The sequence below is a fragment of the Streptomyces sp. 1222.5 genome, assembly GCF_900105245.1.
Classification (GTDB): Bacteria; Actinomycetota; Actinomycetes; order Streptomycetales; family Streptomycetaceae; genus Streptomyces; species Streptomyces albidocamelliae.
Map to the genome: position 1 here is coordinate 4,271,222 of NZ_FNSZ01000001.1, position 20,337 is coordinate 4,291,558.

The window sequence follows — 20,337 nt, forward strand, 5'->3', positions numbered from 1 at the left end:
TGTGACGGACCAGGTGGGGATCGTTCGCCGGCCGTTGGACGGGGACGGTATCAGGCGGGTGACGTGCGGGGACACGGGGATGTGACGCAGGGTGAGGGGCGGAACGGTTCCGAGGGGGCGGAGCCGCCGGACGCGGGACTCCGCCCCCGGCGGACTACGCCAGAACCTCCCCCAGCACCCGGGCCGCCCGCTCCACGTCGCCGAAGCTCACGTACAGCGGGGTGAAGCCGAAGCGCAGGACGTCGGGATGCCGGAAGTCGCCCACCACGCCCCGGGCGATCAGCCTCTTCATCACCTCACCGGCGTCCGGACACCGCAGGGCGATCTGGCTGCCCCGCTCCTCGTGCCGCTCCGGCGTCACCGGTTCGACCCGGCCCGGCTCGGTGTAGGCGGCGACGCACTTCAGGAAGAAGTCCGTCAGGGCCAGGGACTTGGCGCGGACCGCGGTGACCGATACGTCGTCCCAGACCTCCAGGGCCGCCTCCAGCGCCAGCATGGAGAGGATGTCCGGCGTGCCCACCCGGCCCCGCAGGGCGCCCGGCGCCGGGGCGTAGGACGGGCTCATGCCGAACGGGTCGGCGTGCGAGTTCCAGCCGGGCAGCGGGGAGTCGAAGCGGGGCTGCAGCTCCCGGCGGACGTACAGGTACGCCGGGGAACCCGGGCCGCCGTTCAGGTACTTGTAGGTGCAGCCGACCGCCAGGTCGACCCCGTGCTCGTCCAGGCCGACCGGCAGCGCGCCCGCGCTGTGGCACAGGTCCCAGACCGCGAGGGCGCCGGCCGCGTGGACCGCCGCCGTCAGCGCGGGCAGGTCGTGCAGGCGGCCGGTGCGGTAGTCGACGTGGTTGAGGAGGACCGCGGCGGTACGGCCGGACAGTGCCGAGGGCACCTCCCCCGGGGTCACCGCGCGCAGGGTGCGGCCGGTCAGGCGGGCGGCCGACTCGGCGATGTACCCGTCCGTGGGGAACGTGCTCGCGTCCACCAGGACCTCGTCACGCCCCTCACCGGCCATGCGGACCGCCGCCACCAGCGCCTTGAAGACGTTGACGCTCGTGGAGTCGCCCACGACGATCTGGCCCGGCGCCGCGCCGACCAGCGGGGCGATGCGGTCGCCGATCCGCTCGGGCGCGGTCCACCAGCCGCTCTCCTCCCAGGAGCGGATGCGCAGCTCGCCCCACTGGCGGCGGACCACGTCCGCCATCCGGTCGGGGACGACGGCCGCCAGCGCGCCGAGGGAGTTTCCGTCCAGGTACACGACGTCGTCCAGGACGAACCGGGAGCGCACCGGTGCCAGTTCGTCCGCCGCGTCGGCCTTCTCCGCCAGCAGTGCGAGCTCAGACATGGGACCTCGCCGTCCACAGCTCGGGGAAAACGTTCTTGCGGGCGCGCTTCTCCAGCCAGGCCACACCGGCGGAGCCGCCCGTACCGGCCTTCGCGCCCATCGCGCGGCGGGTGGCGACCAGGTGGTCGTTGCGCCAGCGCCACACCAGTTCGGCGACGTCGGTCAGCGCCTCGCCGAGTCGGGCGAGCTCGGCGTCCTGGTCACCGGAGTAGATCGCCGCCCAGGCCCGCTCGACCTCGTCGGAGGGCTCGTAGCGCCGGGAGACGTCCCGCTGGAGGACCGCCTCGGGGATCGCGTGGCCGCGGCGGGCCAGCAGCCGCAGCACCTCGTCGTACACGCTCGGCTCGTGCAGCGCCTTCTCCAGTTCCGCGTGGGCGCGGGGGGCGCCGCGGTGCGGTACGAGCATGGACGCGGACTTCTCGCCGAGCAGGAACTCCAGGCGCCGGTACATCGCCGACTGGAAACCGGAGCCCTCGCCGAGGGCGCTGCGGTAGGAGTTGAACTGCGCCGGGGTCAGCTGGCCGAGCGGCGTCCAGGAGGCGTTCAGCGCCTCCAGCTCGCGCACCGAGCGCTTCAGCGCGGCGACGGCGGTCGGGACGTCGTCCGAGCGGAGCGCCCGCGCGGCGGTCTCCCACTCGTGCACGATCACCGTGAACCACAGCTCCATGACCTGGGTGGTCACCAGGAAGACCATCTCGCCGGGGTCGTCGGAAAGGGTGTGCTGGAGGTGGGTGAGCACGTCCGCCTTGACGTAGTCCTCGTACGGCGTCGTGCCCGCGAAGTCGAGATGCGGGGTCTCGGGCTCAGCGGCCTCGGAAGGGGGGTGAGCCTTTTGGGACATCGCTGTCTCCTGTTGTCGATCCGGGTAGCGGTCCGCCCCTGCCGATGCCGGCACGGGGGCCCCGGTCCCCAAGCGGAATCCTCCGCAATCCCCCCGGATACGGCAAGGCCCGTCCGCTGCCAGACGGGCCACACCGGTATCTCCCGTCCAGGTCAGCCCAGGGTCTGGGCCGCCGTCGCGGAGGAGTCCTTCAGGAACTGCGAGCAGCGCTCGTACTCCTCCTGCTCGCCGATGGACTGGGCGGCGCGGGCCAGCCCGTGCAGGGCGCGCAGGAAGCCGCGGTTCGGCTCGTGCTCCCACGGGACGGGGCCGTGGCCCTTCCAGCCGTTGCGGCGCAGGGCGTCCAGGCCGCGGTGGTAGCCCGTACGGGCGTAGGCGTACGACTCCACGACCGAGCCGCGCTCGAACGCCTCGTCGGCCAGCTGGGCCCAGGCGAGGGAGGAGGTCGGGTACTTGGCGGCGACGTCCGCGGGGGCGGTGCCCTGGGCGAGGAGCTCACGGGGCTCCGGGTCGTCGGGGAGGTGGGTCGGGGGCGGGCCGCCGAGGAGGTTCTCGTGAATCGTCATGGGTCCAGTTTCCCGCACCCGGGGCCGCGGGGCGCGAGTGCCCGGGGCAACCGGTGAACCGGCGGCGGCCAGAAGCGGCGCGGCACGGGAAATCGCGCGACGGACCGCGACACACCCGCACACGAGAACGCCCCCCTGGCCCACCCGCGCGTACCGCCCCCGGGGCCTGCGGCCGGCTCACCAGCGGCGCACGCCGCACCCGCACCTGCCCGGCCGGCGACGAAGCCGCCACCCCGCCCCGCGTACCGCACCGGGCCGCCAACGGCCCCAAGCGACGCCGGGCCACGACACACCCCCACACCCGTCCCCAACCGGCCGGCCCCTCCCCCTCCCGCGACGAAGCCGCCACCCCGCCCCGCGTACCGCACCGGGCCGCCAACGGCCCCAAGCGACGCCGGGCCACGACACACCCCCACGCACGTCCCTAGCCGGGTGGCCGCTCCCCCTCCAGCGGTGGCGCGGTCAGGTTGCCGTGTGTACGGCACTCGGGCCGGCGGCAGCCCGGGGCGGGCCGGCGCACCAGGGTGAAGGCCAGTGCCGCACCGGCGACGAGAACGGCGGAGCAGATCGGCATCGCCCGGTCGAACGCCGCGTCGAACGCCGGGGCCGACCGGTAGGCCTCCGGTCCCATCCCGGCGAGCAGCGGCAGCGCGGCCACCGCCAGCAGGCCCGCCGCCCGGGCCGCCGCGTTGTTGATGCCGCTGGCCAGACCCGCCCGGGAGGTGTCGACGGAGGCGAGTACGGTGGCCGTCAGCGGGGCGACCAGGGTGACCATGCCGGCGCCCATCACCAGGACAGCGGGCAGGACGTCGGTGAGGTAGTCCGCGTGTTCGCCCACCCGCAGCATCAGCAGCATCGCCACCGCGCACAGCAGCGGGCCGACGGTGAGCGGCAGCCGGGGTCCCGTGCGGTCCGCCAGCGCGCCCGAACGGGACGAGAACAGCAGCATCAGGACGGTGGTCGGCAGCAGGGCCGTACCGGCCGCGAGCGGCGAGTAGCCCGCCACCACCTGCAACTGCAGGGCGGTCAGGAAGAAGAACCCGCCGAAGGCCGCGTACACGCACAGGGTGACCAGGTTGACCGCCGTGAACTGGCGGGAGGCGAAGATGCCCGGCGGGAGCATCGGCTCGGGGCGGTGCCTCTCGACGTACACGAAGGCCACCGCCGCCACGACGCCCAGCACCGCGGTGGCCGCCACCGCCACCGAGCCGCCCCGCGCCTCGATCAGCGCGTAGGTCAGGAGGGCGAGGGCCAGGGCGCCCAGCACCGCGCCGAGGACGTCGAAGCGGCCGTGGGCCTTCTCGTCGGACGACTCGGGAACGTGGCGCAGGGCGACGGGGACGCACAGCAGCGCCAGCGGCACGTTGAGCAGGAACACCCAGCGCCAGCCGGGCCCGGTCACCAGCCAGCCGCCCAGGAACGGGCCGATCGCGGCACCGATCCCGCCGAAGCCGGACCACACACCGACCGCCCGGCTGCGGTCGTCGGGGTGGAAGGACGCCTGGATGAGGGCGAGCGAGCCCGGGGTGAGCAGGGCGCCGCCGACGCCCTGCAGCGCCCGCGCGGCGATCAGCACGACCGGGCTCGGGGCGAAGCCGCACAGCAGGGAGGCGGCGGCGAACCACACCACCCCCACCACGAACACCTTCCGGCGGCCGTAGCGGTCGCCCAGCGAACCGCCGAGCAGGATCAGGCCCGCCAGCGTCACCATGTACGCGTTGACCGTCCACTGCAGGGCGGCGAGGCTCGCGTCCAGGTCACGGCCGATGCTCGGCAGCGCCACGTTGACGACGGTGGAGTCCAGCATGGCCATGCTGGAGCCGAGGACCGTGGTCAGCAGGATCCACTTGCCCTGGGGGGAGGCCAGCCGGACATCGGGCATGCCCCCAGGTATACAGCGGGCCCGGCGGCACAGACAGCCGCCGGGCCCACCGAGGAGCACCGCTTACTTGATCTTGTTGCCCGCCGAGCGCAGGTTCTGCGTGGCCTCGACGACACGCGCGGCCATGGACTTCTCGGCCAGCTTGCCCCAGGTGCGCGGGTCGTAGGTCTTCTTGTCGCCGACCTCGCCGTCGACCTTCAGGACGCCGTCGTAGTTCTTGAACATGTGGTCGGCGACCGGCCGGGTGAAGGCGTACTGGGTGTCCGTGTCGAGGTTCATCTTCACGACACCGTTCTCCAGCGCGGTCAGGATCTCCTGCTCGGTGGAGCCGGAGCCGCCGTGGAAGACGAAGTCGAACGGGGCGGCCTTGCCGAACTTGGCGGAGACGCCGTCGGCCAGCTCCTTCAGCAGGTCGGGGCGGAGCACGACGTTGCCCGGCTTGTACACGCCGTGCACGTTGCCGAAGGAGGCGGCCAGCAGGTAGCGGCCCTTCTCACCGAGACCCAGGGCCTCGGCGGTGCGGATCGCGTCCTCGACCGTGGTGTAGAGGGAGTCGTTGATCTCGTGCGAGACACCGTCCTCCTCGCCGCCGGTCGGGGTGATCTCGACCTCGAGGATGATCTTCGCGGCGCGGGCCTGCTCCAGCAGCTCCTGCGCGATCTCCAGGTTGTCGGCGAGGGTCTCGGCGGAGCCGTCCCACATGTGGGACTGGAACAGCGGGTTGAGACCGGCCTCGACGCGCTTCTTGGAGAGCGCGAGCAGCGGACGCACGTACCCGTCGAGCTTGTCCTTCGGGCAGTGGTCGGTGTGCAGCGCGATGTTGACCGGGTACTTCTCGGCGACGATGTGCGCGAACTCGGCGAGTGCGACCGCGCCGGTCACCATGTCCTTGCTGTACTGGCCGCCGAGGAACTCGGCGCCACCGGTCGAGATCTGGACGATGCCGTCGCTCTCCGCCTCCGCGAAACCGCGCAGGGCCGCGTTCAGGGTCTGGCTCGAGGTGACGTTGATGGCCGGGTAGGCGAACTTGCCTGCCTTCGCCCGGTCGAGCATCTCGTTGTAGACCTCGGGGGTTGCGATGGGCATGTGTCCGCTCCTTGAGTGTGCGGGTTGACGTGCTGCGTTACGGCCCTGACCTAGACCTTGGGGGTGACGTCATCGTCGCCCCCATCTTTCCAGACACGGGGCGCTGGTCCATGCCCCCGCCAAGTCCAGGTCAAAGGGGCGTGTCAGTCCAGACCCAGTTCATCCTTCGAGAAGGCGAACACGTACGGCACTCCGGCCTGCTCGGCGATCGCCTCGGCCGCGCCCGTGTTCCGGTCCACGATCGTGGCGACGGCGACTACGTCGGCGCCGGCCTCGCGCAGCGCCTCCACGGCCGTCAGCACGGATCCGCCGGTGGTGGAGGTGTCCTCGACCGCCAGCACCCGGCGGCCCTTGACCTCGGCGCCCTCGATCCGGCGCTGCAGGCCGTGCGCCTTGCCTGCCTTGCGCACCACGAAGGCGTCCAGCGTCTTCCCGCGCGCGTGGGAGGCGTGCAGCATGGCCGTGGCCACCGGGTCGGCACCGAGAGTGAGGCCACCGACGGCCTCGAAGTCCAGCTCGGCGGTGAGGTCGAGCATGACCTCACCCACCAGCGGCGCGGCCTCGCCGTCCAGCGTGATCCGACGAAGGTCGATGTAGTAGTCGGCTTCCTTGCCCGACGACAGGGTCACCTTGCCGTGCACCACGGCCTTGTCCTTGATCTGCTGCAGCAGAGCGCCACGTACGTCCGTCATGCCGAACAGCTTAGAGCCGACGCCAGCTCCAGGTCGTCGTCGCCTCCAGCGGCTCCAGGGGTGTGACCAGCCGCGGGTGGGTGTTGAGGCCGTTGGGCGGTCCGGTCTGCGGTTCGACGCACACGGCCTCGGCCTGCTCGTCGTAGACCACCACCCATTCCTCCCGGCTGGTCACCTTCAGCTCCAGCTGCCCGGGCCAGGTGAGGGTGACGTCGACGCCGCCGGGCATGCCGAAGCAGTCGTCCCAGGGGCCGGGCTCGACGTCGATGCGGTTGCCGGTGGGCAGGTGGTCGGCGCCGCGCTCCTCCTGCCAGGCGGGCGCGAAGTCCAGCCGGACGTCGTCGCCGCCGAGGCTGCGGTGGAACCACGGGTGCCAGCCGATCTGGGCCGGGAAGGAGTCGTCGTACGTCTCCACGGACATCGTCAGCGTCAGGCTGTCCTCGGCGAGCGCGACGATCTGGGTGACGCGGCCGGGGTGCGGCCAGGGGTCGACCAGCTCGTACGTGATCACCGCCTCGTCCTGCGACACGCGCGCGGTGCGCCAGGCACCGTCACGGGCGGTGCCGTGGATGGCGTGCGGCGGGGAGTTGAGCGGCAGCTGGCGGACGGTGGCGCCGTCCAGGAAGCGGCCCTCGCGGATCCGGCCGCACCACGGCACCATCGGGAAGCAACCGAAGCGCTCGCCCTGCCGCAGCAGTTCCGTGCCGCCGATCCGCAGCCCACCGATGCGGCCGCCGTTTCCCGGCAGCACGCTCACCTCCGCGTCGCCCGCGGTCAGCGTGATGTCGTCGTTGCTCACGTCCCGACCCTACTGGGGAGATCAAGAGGACGTCCGCCGGACGCGGGCGGCGCGCGAGCGGCAGGGTGGGGGCATGAAGTATCTGGTGCTGATGTACGCCGACCCCGGTGCCACGGCGGCGATGACCGCCGAGCAGCGTGCCGAGGTGTTCCGCCGGCACGACGCCCTCCACGCCGAACTGGCAGGCACCGGCGAGATGCTGAACGGCGCGGGACTCGGCTACCCGGCCGACACGGCCACCCTGCGGTGGCAGCCGGACGGGCCGGTCGCGGTGGCCGACGGGCCGCTCGTCCCCGCGGAACTGCACCTCACCGCCTACTACGTCGTCGAGTGCGCGAGCGGGGAGCGGGCCCGCGAGATCGCCGAACGTGTCCTGGACTTCCATGTCGTGGCCGTCGAGGTGCGGCCGGTGCACGACTCGTTCGGGATGGGTTAGGCCCTACCGACGCCGGCGCAGGGCGCGTCCGACGACGATCGCCGAGGCCAGTGCCACGGCGGCGGCCGGTGCCGCCCAGCGCAGCACCGTGCTCCCGCCGACGGTCTGGGGGGCCGGCACGGGGGCGTAGCGCCCGCGCGGCGGCGCGTGGTCGACCTCCTCGGCGCTGCGGCCGATCATCGTCCGGCGCGCGTGCGCGGCCTCGGCGGGCGGCTCGCCCGTGTCGGCGAAGTCCTCGGCGAGACGGTCGGCCGCGTCCTCGCCCTCCGTGGCTTCGGGATCGAGGGAGGGCGGGGGCACTTCGATGTCGAAGACGGACGGGGCGGGCGGCTCCTGCGCGGACGGCGACCGAGGTTCCGGCTCCGCCTCCCCCTCCGGGGCCTGCGGCAGGTCCGCGTCGGCGAGGGCTTCGACGAAGCGGTTCAGCAGCCGGGTCACCGCCGAACCCACCGCGTCCGCGGGCAGTTCGGCGATGCGCCCGTCGGCGTCGGCCGTGCCCTCGACGGTGACGGTGGTGCCGCCGTCGGTGTCCGCGAGGCGCAGGGTGAGGGCGAGTTTCACGGTGCCGGCACCGCGGGCCTCGGTGGCCTCGCCCTCGGCGGCGTACGTGCCGTCCGCGCGGCGGCTGACGCGCACCGCGCCGCGGTAGGTGACGGAGTGTCCGCCGACCCGCACCTTCAGTCGTCCGGCGACGGGTTCGGCCCCGGCGTCCTGCTGGAGCCCGGGAACCGCCCGTGCCACCCGCACGGGGTCGGCGAGGGCCGCTCTGAGCCGGTCGGCCGGTACCGGGACGAAGACCTGGTGCTCCATGTCGGCTGAGCCTACCCAGGTGTGGCCGGAACGTACCCTCCCGCGTACCGGGCGCACCGTCCTCATCGCGGTGCGCCGATCGGCGGCAGCCGGGGGCCGACGGGTCCGGGCGGCACACGGCGGGGGCATGCATGGGGTCGGAGGTGGTGCGGCCATGCTCAGCGACGACATGCTCATGCGCCTTGACGAGGGCGGGCGGGTGCTCGAGTGGCGGCGCGCGGCCGAGGAGATGTTCGGCTGGTCGGCCGAGGAGACCGTCGGCCAGTCCGTCGCGGCGCTGGTGCGGGGGGCCGCGACGGGCGGACCGGTGGGCCGCAGCCGGCTCGACGAGACGCACGCCGTGCTGGTCAGGCCACTGTTCACGGACGAGCGGCTGGTGTGGGACGTGCGCAGGGCGGCGGACGCCGCCTCCGGCGAGGACGTGGCGATCCTGCGGGCGATGTTCACCCAGTCCCCGGTGGGCCTGCACGTGCTCGACGAACACCTGCGCATCGTCCGCATGAACACGGCCACGCGCGCACTGCGCGGCACCGCCGTGGGCCGGCTGCGGGGCAGGCTCTTCACCGAGGCGTACGGCATCACCGCCCCCGAGGCCGAGGAGGCGGCGGCGCGCCGGGTGCTCGACAGCGGACGGCCCGAGCTGAACCGGCTCGTACGGGGGACGCGCGCGACGCCGGGCCGGGGACGCGGCATCTACTCCGTCTCCTACGTGCGCCTGGAGAACGTCCGCGGGGACACCCTCGGCCTGGTCGTCACCGCGGTGGACGTGACCGAGCGCGAACGCGCGCTGCAGCGGCTGTCGGTGCTGGGCGAGGTCCGCCGCCGGGTGGGCGAGCGGCTGGACGTGATCGCCGCCTGCCAGGAGTTCGTGGACGCCGTGGTGCCCGCGTTCGCGGGCATCGCCGTGGTGGAGGTGGTCGACGCCGTGGTGCGCGGTGAGGCCCCGCCCCTGGTCCCGGTCGATCGCGACGTGCCGCTCCGGCGGGCCGCGTTCAGCGGGCGGATGCCGGCCTATCCGCTGGGAGACGTGCGCCACCTGCCCTACGGCACGCCCTTCTCGCGCGTGCTGAGCGACCTGCGGCCGCGGCTGGTGTCGGTGGAGGAGGACAGCCTGTGGCTCACGGCCGATCCGGCACGGGCGGACGCCATCAAGCACTCCGCCGCCCACTCGCTGATCGTCGCCCCGCTGGAGCTGCGCGGCGAGGCGTTCGGCGTGGTCAGCTTCTACCGGCACGGGGACGAGGACCCCTTCGAGCAGGACGACGTCGCCCTCGCCGCCGACCTGTGCGGGCACGCCGCCCTGTGCATCGACAACGCCCGGCGCTACGCCCGGGAGCGGACCATCGCCGCGACCGTGCAGCGCAGGCTGCTGCCCCAGCGGCCGGCCGTGCCGTCCACGGTCGAGCTGGCGCACCTGCATCTGCCCGCCCCCGAGGGCGGCGGCGTGTGGTTCGACGTGATCGGCCTGGCGGGCGCCCGGTCCGCGCTGATCGTCGGCGAGGTGGCGGGCCGGGGCATGGCCGCCGCCACCACGATGGGGCAGCTGCGGACCGTCATCCACTCGCTGGCCGCGCTGGACGTGGCGCCGGACGAGCTGATGGCCCGGCTGAACGACACGGCCACCCGGCTCGCCGACGAACGTGCCGCGCTGCCCACGGGCGACCCGCTGCACCGGGAGCCGCTGACCGCGAGCTGCCTGATCGCCGTGTACGACCCGATCGACCTCACCTGCACCTTCGTACGGGCGGGCCTGTCGGACCCGCTGGTCGTACCGCCCGACGGCGACCCGGCCACCGTGCCCGTCCCGGCGGGCCCGCTGCTCGCCGGGCCCGGCAACGCCCCGTTCCCGGCGACCACGGTCCCCCTGCCCGCCGGCAGCACCCTCGCGATCGGCACCAGCCTGCTGGCGCGGGAGGCCCTCGCGCCGTCCGCGTCGCTGCGCCCGCTGTTCGACGGCAGTGCCGGCCGGCCGCTGAGCGAACTGTGCGACGGCCTGGCCTACGCCGTCGACCACAGCCGCCGGGCCGGGGACGCGCTGCTGCTGTTCGCCCGCACGACGGCGTTCCCCGCCGAGCAGGTCTTCACCTGCCCGCTGCCGGCGGGTGCCGAGGCCGCTCCCTTCGCCCGCGCGGCGGCGCGCCGCCGGCTGCGGGAGTGGGGCATCGACCGGGAGACCTCCTCCGTCACGGAGCTGATCGTCAGCGAACTGGTGGGCAACGCGGTGCGCTACGGCGCTCCGCCCTTTCGACTGCGGCTGATCCTGAACGGCGTGCTGACCTGCGAGGTCACCGACGTCGCCTCGGCCGCTCCGCACATCAGGCACGCCCGTGCCAGCGACGAGACCGGGCGCGGGCTGTTCATCGTCGCCACGCTGGCCGATGCCTGGGGCACGCGGTACCTGCCGGTCGGCAAGACCGTCTGGGCGCAGCAGTCCCTCGGGGACGGCACCGGGAGGACGGGGGCCGCGGCCGCTCAGTAGCGCGGATGCACCAGGGTGGAAGGCGGCAGTCCGCCGGTCCGGGTGCGGGCCGCGGCGCGCGCGTCGGCCGTCAGCCCGTCCTGGGTCAGGGTCCACGGCCGCGGGCCGCGCGGGTCGAGGCGCAGCGCGGGTGCCGAGCCGCCGGGCGCCGCGAGCAGGAAGCCCCAGTCGTGGGGGACCCGGGACGCCCCCGAGGAGCGGTCGGGGCCGGCCGCGAATCCGCGGTCCTGGCCGAGGACCCGGTAGGGGCTGGTGGTGAAGCCGGCCGCGCGGAGGGTCGCGGCGACCGTCCAGAAGACCCGGGGGCGGGCGGTGACGGGCCCGGCGTGCACCACCAGGCGGCCCCGCGGGGCGAGCACACGGCGGGCCAGGCCGTAGAACTCCTGGGAGTACAGCTTGGTGCTGGCGGTGATGCCGGGATCGGGCAGATCGGCGATCACGACGTCGTACGCCCGGCCGTGGGTGCCGCGCAGCCAGCCGAGGGCGTCCGCGCCGGTCACATGGACGCGGGGGTCGGCGTAGGCGTGGCCGTTGGCGGCGGACAGACCGGGGTCGCTGCGGGCCAGCCGGATCAGGCCGGGGTCGAGTTCGACGATGTCGAGGCGGCGCACCCCGCGGTGGCGCAGCACCTCCCGGGCGGCCAGTCCGTCGCCGCCGCCGAGGACGAGTACGCGCGTCTCGGGGCCGGCGGAGAGGGCCGGGTGGACCAGGGCCTCGTGGTAGCGGCGTTCGTCGCGGCCGCCGACGCGGAGGCGGCCGTCGAGGTACAGGTCGAGGGGCCTGCCGTGGGTGCCGCCGGCCAGGACGACCTCTTGCACGCCGGTCTGGACGGCCACCCGGACGTCGTTCCCGTAGACGGCGTGCCGGGCGGCCCGTTCGAAGTCGTCGGCGAGAGCGGCGGCGGAGCCGAGGACACCGAGGACGCCGAGGCCGACGAGGAACAGGGCCCAGCGGGCCCGCCGGGTCAGGTCGCGGCGGAAGAGGCCGAGGACGAGGGCGCCACCCGCGACGACGTTGACGGCGCCGGTAAGCAGGGCGCCGGTCAGCTGGCCGAGGAAGGGCAGCAGGAGGAAGGGGAAGGCGAGGCCGCCGACGAGGGCGCCGACGTAGTCGGCGGCGAACAGGTCGGCCACCGCACCGCCCGCGTCCTGGCGGCGGATCCGCTGGATCAGCTCCATCAGCAGCGGGACCTCGGCGCCGATGAGCAGGCCGATGGCGAGGGAGAAAGCGACCAGGAGACAGCGCGGGCCCTGCGCCCACACCCCGCCCCAGCCGCCGGTCCAGGCGAACACGGCGTACAGCGCCATGGCGCTGCAACCGCCGACGAGCGCCAGGGCCGACTCGACCGCGCCGAATCCGGCGGCGGCGTGCCAGCGCAGCCGTTTGGCGCCGAGGGAGCCGATGCCCATCGCGAACACCATGACGGACAGCACGACGGACGCCTGGGTGACCGAGTCGCCCATCAAGTACGAGGCGAACGCGACGAGTTCGAGTTCGTACACCAGTCCGCAGGCCGCGCAGACGAAGACGCACACGAGGACCAGGAACCGCCCGGTGCCGGGCCGGACGGGCAGCCGTGCGGGGCCGGTCCAGGACGGCGGGGCTCCCGGGGGCGCGGGGGCGTGCGGTTCGATCACTCTGCGACGTTACGTCACACGCTCGGCACGCTTCGTCACCCACACGTGTGGAAGTGGGGGCGGTTGACGTATTCCGTGTTTATGTCGGCCGGGCACGCCCTGCGGGGCTTCGTCCGGATCAGCCCTGCTGCGGCACGGCGACCCGCGCCCCGACCCGGGTCCGCGTCGCCACCAACTGCCCGTCCTGCGGGTAGGCGTGCCAGGTGCGCCAGTGCACCTGGCCGTCGTGCCGCTGGGCCAGCATCGCCGTGAACGCGTGCGGGCTGCCGGGGAAGACGCCGGCGAGGCCGTGCGGGTGGTCGGAGACGAGGGCCAGCAACTCCTGGGCGCGGCCCGCGAACGAGCCGGGTGTGAGCACCTCGACGCGCGCGGCGAACTCGTACTCCCAGTCGCCGACCCGTTTGGCGACGCCCAGCGGGAGGGGGGTGCTGGAGCCGGGGATGCAGGCGACCGTCTCCGAGCAGGTGCCGCGCTCCTCCTCGAGGAGCACCTGGTGGGACGCGCCCAGCAGCCGCAACTGCATCTTCGCGCCCGTGAGTTCGAGGTCGAGGGTGGCCAGCGCAGGCAGCGGCTCGCGTCCCAGTGCCCAGGCGAGGTCGGCGGCACGCGTATCGGTGTAGGAGGTGTTCAGGGTCGTGAGCATGGATCGGCTCCGCTAACACGCGATGAGGGGGAGATCGGCCATGTCAGCCCAGCCGGTCCGGCCGGGAGGGGAGTCTGATGGGACGTCCGAGGGGCTGCGTTGGCGATTTAGAGGGAATCATGAAGACAGGCGACGCCACAGCGTTTTTACCCAACTTCGTGGGGTTTCCATCCCTCAGAGGGCTCCACAGCTCAACTGTTCAACAACGGCGTGCGCCGGGCGCGCCACCCGAACGGGTGAGCGCCCGCCGGACGTCCTCCTCCGGCGGGCGCTCGGTGAGCTCAGCTGCCCCGTGTCAGCTGCCTCCCCCGCATCCGCCCCCGCCGCACGACGAACCGCCGCCGCAGGACGAACCGCCCCCGCACGAGTGGCCGCCTCCGCAGGAGTGGTGACCACCGCCGTGCCCCCCGTGACCGCCGTGACTCCCCGACGACGACCCGGTGCCGGACGCGCCGCCCCAGGCCCACCAGCTGTTCCCGCTGTCGTACGACGACGATGACGACGACGAGCGGTTCCGCCTGCCCCGGCCGCTCTTGCCGAGCGAGACCCCGGCGTGCCCCTTCCGGCGGGACCGGCCCGCCACCGCCGCGACGACCAGCACCGCGACCACTGCCAGGATGATGCCGAACTCCATGGCGCCACCCTCCTTCCGTTCCCCCGAAGCGGCCCCCCGTGGGCGCCTCGCCCGCTGCCGTGTCCGCCGCGGTGACCGGGGGATGCCCGGCCGGCCGAGGGCTCAAAGCAGAGTTGAGGAACTCCAGAGCTTGGGCGGAGGATGGCCGGCATGACCTCCACCGCGCGTCCCTTCCTGAACCGCCGTCTCGCCGAGTTCGGGACGACGATCTTCGCCGAGATGTCGGCCCTCGCCGTGGCCACCGGGTCGATCAACCTGGGACAGGGCTTCCCGGACACCGACGGGCCCGAGGAGGTCCGGGAGGCCGCCGTGCGGGCGCTGCGCGACGGGCGCGGCAACCAGTACCCGCCGGGTCCCGGCATCCCCGAGCTGCGCTCCGCGATCGCCGCGCACCAGCTGCGCCGCTACGGGCTGGCGTACGACCCCGACACCGAGGTGCTGGTCACGGCGGGCGCCACGGAGGCGATCGCGGCCTCGCTGCTGGCGCTGCTCGAACCGGGCGACGAGGTCGTGGCACTGGAGCCGTACTACGACTCCTACGCGGCGAGCATCGCGATGGCGGGCGGCACGCGGGTGCCGGTCACCCTGCGGCCGCACGACGGCGGTTTCCGCCTGGACCTGGACGAGCTGCGCGCGGCGGTCACCGGCCGCACCCGGCTGCTGCTGATCAACACCCCGCACAACCCGACCGGTACGGTCCTCACCCGCGAGGAGCTGGCCGCGATCGCCGAGCTGGCGGTGGAGCGCGACCTGCTCGTGGTGACCGACGAGGTGTACGAGCACCTGGTCTTCGACGACGCCGGGCACCTGCCGCTCGCCACGTTCCCCGGGATGCGCGAGCGCACCGTGAGCATCGGCTCGGCCGGCAAGACCTTCTCCTTCACCGGCTGGAAGGTCGGCTGGGTGACGGCGGCTCCGGAGCTGGTCACGGCGGTCCGCTCGGCGAAGCAGTTCCTGACCTACGTCTCCTCGGGACCCTTCCAGTACGCGGTCGCCGAGGCCCTGGCGCTGCCCGACTCCTACTTCGAGGACTTCCGCCGGTCCATGCGGGAACGCCGGGACATCCTCGCCGAGGGGCTGACGGCGGCGGGCTTCGAGGTCTTCAGGCCGGCCGGCACCTACTTCGTCACCACCGACATCCGCCCCCTCGGCGAGAAGGACGGCTTCGCCTTCTGCCGTGCCCTGCCCGAGCGCGCCGGCGTGGTCGCGATCCCCAACGCCGTCTTCTACGACGACCGGGAGGCGGGGGCGCCGTTCGTGCGGTTCGCCTTCTGCAAGCGGGAGGAAGTGCTGCGGGAGGCGGCACGGCGACTGCGGGCCATGTGAGCGGGTCCTGTACGCGACACAGGTGAACCGGTGACGCACTCGGCCGCCCGGTGTTCGCATCCGCGGCCGGGCCCTTGCAAGGTGCGGTGGTGTGACGCACGCCAGCACCGTCCTCGCCCCGCCCGCCGCTCAGCCCGTCGTCGCACCCGCGCCTCCGCCCCCGAGGCGCGGCGGGCCGTCCTTCCGCAGGGCGGCCGCCGTCGCGGTGGGCCTGTTCCTCGGGGTGCGGCTCGTCGGCACCCTGGTGCTCGCGCTCGTCGGGCAGGCGGGCGGCAGACACCCCCTGACGCTGCTCGGCCGGTCCTGGGACTCGGTCTGGTACCTGGGGATCGCCGTGCACGGCTACGGCCGCCTGCTGCACCTGCGCGCCACGGTCGTCAGCGACCTGGCGTTCTTCCCGCTGTACCCGGCGCTGGTGCGGGCGGTGACCGCGCTGACCCCGCTCGGCGGGATCGGCGCGGGACTGCTGGTGTCGTGGACGGCGGCCGCGGTGGCCGCCGCCGGGATCTACGCCGTCGGCGCCCGGCTGTACGGCCGGGCCGTCGGCACCGTGCTGGTGCTGCTGTGGGGACTGCTGCCGCACTCGGTGGTGCTGTCGATGGCGTACACCGAGCCGGTGCTGACCGCGTTCGCGGCCTGGTCGCTGTACGCGGTGCTGGCCGGGAACTGGGTCTGGGCGGGCACGCTGGCGGCCTGCGCGGGCCTCGCCCGGCCGAACGGGTTCGCTGTCGCCGCCGCCGTGCTGGCCGCGGCCGGCGCCGCGGCGTGGCGGCGCCGCGGCCGGGTTTCCCACAGGCTGTGGACAGGCGCGGCGCTCGCCCCGCTGGGCTGGACGGCGTACGTCCTCTGGGTCGGCGGGCGCACCGGGGACCCGCTGGGCGGCTATTTCGAGGTGCAGCGGCGCTGGGGGTCGAGGTTCGACCTCGGTGAGGGCTGGCTGGACATGGTGCGCCGCTCGCTGCTGCACGCCACCAAGTTCGCCTTCCCGGTGACGCTGGTCCTCGTGGCCGTCGCGGTGGTGCTGTACGCGCTCGTGCTGCTGGAGCGGGTGCCGCTGCCCCTGTCGGTGTACAGCGGGGTGCTGCTGCTCGTCGTGATCGGCGGCTCGGGGTTCTTCGAGTCCAAGCCGCGGTTCCTGCTGCCGGCGTTCCCGCTGCTGCTGCCGCTCGCCCGGGCGCTGGTACGGACGGCGAGAGCCCGGCCCTGGCACGCGACCGTGGTGGTCGCGGCCCTGGCCGGGCTCGGCTACGTCTACGGCGCGTACCTGGTCGTGTTCGGGCGCGCGCCCCTGTGACGTCCGGCGGAGCTACTCTCCGTCGTCCTGCTGCTCTTCTGCCTCGTCGACCTCCTGCTCGATGCCGAGCTGCTCGACGAGCCACTTGTCGAACTCGATAGCGGCCCGCACCCAGCTGACCGTGGACGAGACGAAGTGGTTGATGTCGACGCCCGTGCCGATCAGCATCTGGGCCTCGCCGATCAGCCGGACCGTGCCGTCGTCGTGGGTGTGGGTGTAGACCTTGGGCCACAGGGTGCGGCGGTTCCAGTCGTCGACGGACTCCAGCAGCTGGGGCTTCTCGTCGATCTTGTGGGGGCGGTCGTAGAAGGTCCGCACCGAGAAGACCGCCTGCTCGGCCTCTCCACGGAACATGAAGTACGTGCGGAACTGCTCCCACGGAGCCGCGAGGTCACCCTCCTCGTCCACGACGTACTTCAGCTCCATCTGGTCGAGGAGCTGCTTCACGAGGTCCTGATCCGGGACGACGGGGCCCGCCGGCCCTTGGGGCTGCGGCTCTGGCTGGCCCCCGAAGTTCGGAATCGAGGACGGGTCGATGCTCACCGTGTTTTTCCCTTCATGCGGATTCCGTCATCCTCCCCCATGCGGGGAGGGGGGTGGCAAGCCCCGGCCGTCCCGTGTCAGCCCAGGGCTTACACGGGACGCACGCGCACCGGGGCGCCCCGCCTCCGCGTACCCCCGGCTACAGGGTCTTCCCGGTGTCCGGGCCGACCAGCAGGCCGCCGCCGAAGCGGTCCACGCGGACCGTGTCGCCGTCCTTGATCTCGCCGGAGAGGATCTCCTTGGCGAGCCGGTCGCCGATGGCGGTCTGGACGAGGCGGCGCAGCGGCCGGGCGCCGTACGCCGGGTCCAGGCCCTCCTCCGCGAGCCAGGCCAGCGCCTCGGGGGTGATGTCCAGGGTGAGCCGGCGCTCGGCCAGCCGCCGGCCGAGCCGGTCGAGCTGGAGGGCGGCGATGCGCTCCAGCTCGGGCTTGGTCAGCGCCGAGAAGACCACCAGGTCGTCGAGCCGGTTGAGGAACTCCGGCTTGAAGGAGGTCCGGACCACCTCCAGCACCTGCTCCTTCTTCTCGGCCTCACCGGTGAGCGGGTCGACCAGGAACTGGCTGCCCAGGTTGGAGGTGAGCACCAGGATGGTGTTCCGGAAGTCGACCGTACGGCCCTGACCGTCCGTCAGGCGGCCGTCGTCCAGCACCTGGAGCAGGACGTCGAAGACCTCGGGGTGGGCCTTCTCCACCTCGTCCAGCAGCACCACGCTGTACGGGCGGCGGCGGACGGCCTCGGTGAGCTGGCCGCCCTCCTCGTAGCCGACGTACCCGGGGGGCGCGCCGACGAGCCGGGCCACGCTGTGCTTCTCGCCGTACTCCGACATGTCGATGCGGACCATGGCCCGCTCGTCGTCGAAGAGGAAGTCCGCGAGCGCCTTGGCGAGTTCGGTCTTGCCGACACCGGTCGGGCCGAGGAAGAGGAAGGAGCCGGTGGGCCGGTCGGGGTCGGCGATGCCGGCCCGGGAGCGCCGTACGGCGTCGCTGACGGCGCGCACGGCCTCGATCTGGCCGATGAGCCGCTTGCCCAGCTCGTCCTCCATGCGCAGCAGCTTCTGCGTCTCGCCCTCCAGCAGGCGGCCGGCCGGGATGCCGGTCCAGGCGGCGACGACGTCGGCGATGTCGTCGGAGCCGACCTCGTCCTTGACCATGGTGTCCTTGGCGACCTCCTCCTCGGCCTCCGAGGCGGCCTCCAGCTCCTTCTCCAGCTCCGGGATCTCGCCGTAGAGCAGCTTGGCCGCGGTGTCGAAGTCGCCGTCGCGCTGGGCGCGTTCGGCCTGGCCGCGCAGGTCGTCCAGCCTCTCCTTCAGCTCACCGACCCGGTTGAGGGACTGCTTCTCCTTCTCCCAGCGGGCGGTCAGGCCGCGCAGCTCCTCCTCCTTGTCGGCGAGGTCGCGGCGCAGCTTCTCCAGGCGTTCGCGGGAGGCCGGGTCGGTCTCCTTGCCGATCGCCAGCTCCTCCATCTTCAACCGGTCGACGCCGCGCTGGAGTTCGTCGATCTCGACAGGGGACGAGTCGATCTCCATGCGCAGCCGGGAGGCGGACTCGTCCACCAGGTCGATCGCCTTGTCCGGCAGGAAGCGGGAGGTGATGTAGCGGTCCGAGAGGGTGGCCGCTGCGACCAGCGCGCTGTCCGCGATCTGCACCTTGTGGTGGGCCTCGTACCGGCCCTTGAGGCCGCGCAGGATCGCGATGGTGTCCTCGACGGTCGGCTCGGCGACCAGCACCTGCTGGAAGCGGCGCTCCAGCGCCGGGTCCTTCTCGATCCGCTCCCGGTACTCGTCCAGCGTGGTCGCGCCGACCATGCGCAGCTCACCGCGGGCCAGCATGGGCTTGAGCATGTTGCCCGCGTCCATGGCCGAGTCCCCGCCGGCGCCGGCGCCGACCACCGTGTGCAGCTCGTCGATGAAGGTGATGATCTGGCCGTCGGAGCCCTTGATCTCGGCGAGGACGGCCTTCAGCCGCTCCTCGAACTCGCCGCGGTACTTGGCGCCGGCCACCATCGCGCCGAGGTCCAGCGCCACCAGCCGCTTGTCCTTCAGCGACTCGGGCACGTCACCCTTCACGATCCGCTGGGCGAGCCCCTCGACGACGGCGGTCTTGCCGACACCCGGCTCACCGATGAGCACGGGGTTGTTCTTCGTGCGGCGGCTCAGCACCTGCACCACCCGGCGGATCTCCTGGTCCCGGCCGATGACCGGATCCAGCCGGCCCTCGCGCGCGGCGGCGGTGAAGTCGGTGCCGAACTTCTCCAGGGCCTTGTACTGGCCCTCGGGATCGGCGGTGGTCACGCGGCGTCCTCCCCTGGCCTTCCGGAAGGCCTCCAGCAGCTTCTTCGCATCTGCGCCCTGCCCTTCGAGCATCTCGCCGGCCGCGCCGCCCTTCGCGGCGATGCCGATCAGCAGGTGTTCCGTGGACAGGTAGTCGTCACCGAGGTCCTTCGCGCGCTCGCCGGCGTCGGCGATCACGGCCAGCAGGTCGCGGTTGGGCTGCGGCGGCGCGACCGTGGAACCGGTGACGCTGGGCAGCCCGGCCAGGATCCGCTCCGTGCCGGAGCGTACGGCGGCCTGGTCGGCGTCGACGGCGGCCAGCAGGTCGGTGATGTTCTCGTTGTCCTGCCCCTGGAGCAGAGCCAGCAGCAGGTGGGCGGGGGTGAGGTCCGGGTGTCCATCGGCCACGGCGCGGTTGCTCGCGGCGTTGATCGCGTCCCGGCTCCTGTTGGTCAGCTCGGCGTCCACGTGTCCGTACTCCTCCTCGGCCTCTCTCCACTGCTGACTACATCAGCGTACACAAAGTTGAGTCGATTCCACTCAAGGTGCGGTGGGGTTAGCTTTCGGGCATGACGACCCACTCCGTAGATCCGACTGCCCCGGACGAGCCGTACCTCGCCTTCTGGCGCGAACGGCACCTGTGCACGCTCACCACGCTCCGGCGCGACGGCAGCCCGCACGTGGTGCCGGTCGGGGTGACCTACGACCCGGGGGCGGGGGTGGCCCGGGTGATCGCCAACGGGTCGAGCGCCAAGGTCGCGCACGTGCTGGCGGCCGGGGCGGAGGGTGCCCGGGTGGCGGTGTGCCAGGTGGACGGCCGGCGCTGGGCGACGCTGGAGGGACGCGCCCACGTGCACACCGAGCGGGAGCGGGTGGCGGAGGCGGAGCGGCGGTACGCCGAACGGTACGAGCGGGTGCCGTCGCCGAACCCGGCGCGGGTCGTGATCGAGATCGCGGTGGAGAGGGCACTGGGGCACGGGTGACGGGAGTGCACGCACGTCCGGCCGCGGCAGGGCCGGCCCCAGCCGTCGTACGGCTGATTTCAGCCAGGGTGGAGACCC

At 73.2% G+C, this 20,337-nt stretch carries 18 protein-coding genes; 5 read left to right on the forward strand and 13 right to left on the reverse strand.

The genetic code is table 11. The annotated features are described in order from the left end of the window. Positions 1-154: 154 nt before the first annotated feature. The 7 genes from kynU to BLW57_RS19190 form a co-directional block, all read right to left on the reverse strand. Positions 155-1,339 (reverse strand): kynureninase, encoded by a 1,185-nt coding sequence (gene kynU, locus BLW57_RS19160; RefSeq protein WP_093476056.1) that lies wholly within the window; start codon positions 1,337-1,339, stop codon positions 155-157. Then, the gene (locus tag BLW57_RS19165; protein WP_093476057.1) at positions 1,332-2,180 is read right to left on the reverse strand and encodes a tryptophan 2,3-dioxygenase family protein; all 849 of its coding nucleotides are present in this window, start codon (positions 2,178-2,180) and stop codon (positions 1,332-1,334) included. Before BLW57_RS19165 ends, kynU begins: the two co-directional genes overlap by 8 nt. 152 nt (positions 2,181-2,332) lie before the next feature. Continuing rightward, positions 2,333-2,746: a DUF3151 domain-containing protein gene (locus BLW57_RS19170; RefSeq protein WP_093476059.1), complete on the reverse strand. Its 414-nt coding sequence runs from the start codon at positions 2,744-2,746 to the stop codon at positions 2,333-2,335. A 424-nt stretch (positions 2,747-3,170) separates the two neighbouring features. Then, entirely contained in the window at positions 3,171-4,628 is a 1,458-nt protein-coding gene (locus tag BLW57_RS19175; protein ID WP_093476060.1) for an MFS transporter, read from the reverse strand. 63 nt (positions 4,629-4,691) lie between these two features. Beyond that, complete coding sequence (gene fbaA, locus BLW57_RS19180) at positions 4,692-5,714, reverse strand: class II fructose-bisphosphate aldolase (protein WP_093476061.1); 1,023 nt, start codon at positions 5,712-5,714, stop codon at positions 4,692-4,694. Between the two features lie 143 nt (positions 5,715-5,857). Beyond that, positions 5,858-6,406: an orotate phosphoribosyltransferase gene (gene pyrE / locus BLW57_RS19185; protein WP_093476063.1), complete on the reverse strand. Its 549-nt coding sequence runs from the start codon at positions 6,404-6,406 to the stop codon at positions 5,858-5,860. 10 nt (positions 6,407-6,416) lie between these two features. Then, positions 6,417-7,205: an aldose epimerase family protein gene (locus BLW57_RS19190; protein ID WP_093476064.1), complete on the reverse strand. Its 789-nt coding sequence runs from the start codon at positions 7,203-7,205 to the stop codon at positions 6,417-6,419. Positions 7,206-7,278: 73 nt separating this feature from the next. Between BLW57_RS19190 and BLW57_RS19195 the strand changes: the two genes are divergently transcribed. Next, on the forward strand, positions 7,279-7,641 hold the full coding sequence (locus tag BLW57_RS19195) for a YciI family protein (protein WP_176985648.1): 363 nt from the start codon (positions 7,279-7,281) through the stop codon (positions 7,639-7,641). Positions 7,642-7,644: 3 nt separating this feature from the next. Here the strand turns inward: BLW57_RS19195 and BLW57_RS19200 are convergent, their stop codons facing one another. Further along, a complete protein-coding gene (locus BLW57_RS19200) occupies positions 7,645-8,451 on the reverse strand; it encodes an SRPBCC domain-containing protein (protein WP_093476067.1) in 807 nt (268 codons plus the stop codon). A gap of 154 nt (positions 8,452-8,605) precedes the next feature. Between BLW57_RS19200 and BLW57_RS19205 the strand changes: the two genes are divergently transcribed. Continuing rightward, positions 8,606-10,930, forward strand: a complete 2,325-nt coding sequence (locus BLW57_RS19205) for a SpoIIE family protein phosphatase (RefSeq protein WP_176985649.1) — start codon at positions 8,606-8,608, stop codon at positions 10,928-10,930. On the opposite strand, the gene BLW57_RS19210 is transcribed toward BLW57_RS19205, so the two are convergent. From BLW57_RS19210 to BLW57_RS41450, 3 genes are all read right to left on the reverse strand, one after another. Then, a complete protein-coding gene (locus tag BLW57_RS19210; RefSeq protein WP_093476070.1) occupies positions 10,924-12,567 on the reverse strand; it encodes a polyamine aminopropyltransferase in 1,644 nt (547 codons plus the stop codon). The two genes, BLW57_RS19205 and BLW57_RS19210, sit on opposite strands and share 7 nt — an antisense overlap. A gap of 118 nt (positions 12,568-12,685) precedes the next feature. Then, complete coding sequence (locus tag BLW57_RS19215; protein WP_093476072.1) at positions 12,686-13,210, reverse strand: DUF2617 family protein; 525 nt, start codon at positions 13,208-13,210, stop codon at positions 12,686-12,688. Positions 13,211-13,505: 295 nt separating this feature from the next. Beyond that, on the reverse strand, positions 13,506-13,844 hold the full coding sequence (locus BLW57_RS41450) for a hypothetical protein (RefSeq protein WP_176985650.1): 339 nt from the start codon (positions 13,842-13,844) through the stop codon (positions 13,506-13,508). Positions 13,845-13,985: 141 nt separating this feature from the next. Here BLW57_RS41450 and BLW57_RS19225 point away from each other — a divergent pair, with 141 nt between their 5' ends. Together BLW57_RS19225 and BLW57_RS19230 are read left to right on the forward strand one after the other, a co-directional pair. After that, positions 13,986-15,170, forward strand: coding sequence for a pyridoxal phosphate-dependent aminotransferase (locus tag BLW57_RS19225; protein ID WP_093476075.1), 1,185 nt, complete (start codon positions 13,986-13,988; stop codon positions 15,168-15,170). A gap of 91 nt (positions 15,171-15,261) precedes the next feature. Further along, on the forward strand, positions 15,262-16,464 hold the full coding sequence (locus tag BLW57_RS19230) for a hypothetical protein (RefSeq protein ID WP_371127797.1): 1,203 nt from the start codon (positions 15,262-15,264) through the stop codon (positions 16,462-16,464). Between the two features lie 12 nt (positions 16,465-16,476). Here BLW57_RS19230 and BLW57_RS19235 read toward each other — a convergent pair whose 3' ends face one another. Both BLW57_RS19235 and clpB read right to left on the reverse strand, forming a co-directional pair. Further along, on the reverse strand, positions 16,477-17,007 hold the full coding sequence (locus tag BLW57_RS19235) for a type III secretion system chaperone family protein (protein ID WP_093476076.1): 531 nt from the start codon (positions 17,005-17,007) through the stop codon (positions 16,477-16,479). Between the two features lie 139 nt (positions 17,008-17,146). Continuing rightward, entirely contained in the window at positions 17,147-19,744 is a 2,598-nt protein-coding gene (gene clpB / locus BLW57_RS19240) for an ATP-dependent chaperone ClpB (RefSeq protein ID WP_093476078.1), read from the reverse strand. 101 nt (positions 19,745-19,845) lie between these two features. On the opposite strand from clpB, the gene BLW57_RS19245 reads away from it, so the two are divergent. Continuing rightward, positions 19,846-20,259: a pyridoxamine 5'-phosphate oxidase family protein gene (locus BLW57_RS19245; RefSeq protein WP_093476080.1), complete on the forward strand. Its 414-nt coding sequence runs from the start codon at positions 19,846-19,848 to the stop codon at positions 20,257-20,259. The last annotated feature ends 78 nt before the right edge of the window (positions 20,260-20,337 follow it).

What these genes read in the sequence shown, in the direction of transcription:
- BLW57_RS19225 (WP_093476075.1), top strand. Translation starts at nt 13,986, where the DNA reads ATGGCCGGCATGACCTCCACCGCGCGTCCCTTCCTGAACCGCCGTCTC.
- BLW57_RS19205 (WP_176985649.1), top strand. Translation starts at nt 8,606, where the DNA reads ATGCTCAGCGACGACATGCTCATGCGCCTTGACGAGGGCGGGCGGGTG.
- pyrE (WP_093476063.1), bottom strand. Translation starts at nt 6,406, where the DNA reads ATGACGGACGTACGTGGCGCTCTGCTGCAGCAGATCAAGGACAAGGCC.
- BLW57_RS41450 (WP_176985650.1), bottom strand. Translation starts at nt 13,844, where the DNA reads ATGGAGTTCGGCATCATCCTGGCAGTGGTCGCGGTGCTGGTCGTCGCG.
- BLW57_RS19215 (WP_093476072.1), bottom strand. Translation starts at nt 13,210, where the DNA reads ATGCTCACGACCCTGAACACCTCCTACACCGATACGCGTGCCGCCGAC.
- BLW57_RS19165 (WP_093476057.1), bottom strand. Translation starts at nt 2,180, where the DNA reads ATGTCCCAAAAGGCTCACCCCCCTTCCGAGGCCGCTGAGCCCGAGACC.
- kynU (WP_093476056.1), bottom strand. Translation starts at nt 1,339, where the DNA reads ATGTCTGAGCTCGCACTGCTGGCGGAGAAGGCCGACGCGGCGGACGAA.
- BLW57_RS19170 (WP_093476059.1), bottom strand. Translation starts at nt 2,746, where the DNA reads ATGACGATTCACGAGAACCTCCTCGGCGGCCCGCCCCCGACCCACCTC.
- fbaA (WP_093476061.1), bottom strand. Translation starts at nt 5,714, where the DNA reads ATGCCCATCGCAACCCCCGAGGTCTACAACGAGATGCTCGACCGGGCG.
- BLW57_RS19245 (WP_093476080.1), top strand. Translation starts at nt 19,846, where the DNA reads ATGACGACCCACTCCGTAGATCCGACTGCCCCGGACGAGCCGTACCTC.
- BLW57_RS19195 (WP_176985648.1), top strand. Translation starts at nt 7,279, where the DNA reads ATGAAGTATCTGGTGCTGATGTACGCCGACCCCGGTGCCACGGCGGCG.
- BLW57_RS19175 (WP_093476060.1), bottom strand. Translation starts at nt 4,628, where the DNA reads ATGCCCGATGTCCGGCTGGCCTCCCCCCAGGGCAAGTGGATCCTGCTG.
- BLW57_RS19200 (WP_093476067.1), bottom strand. Translation starts at nt 8,451, where the DNA reads ATGGAGCACCAGGTCTTCGTCCCGGTACCGGCCGACCGGCTCAGAGCG.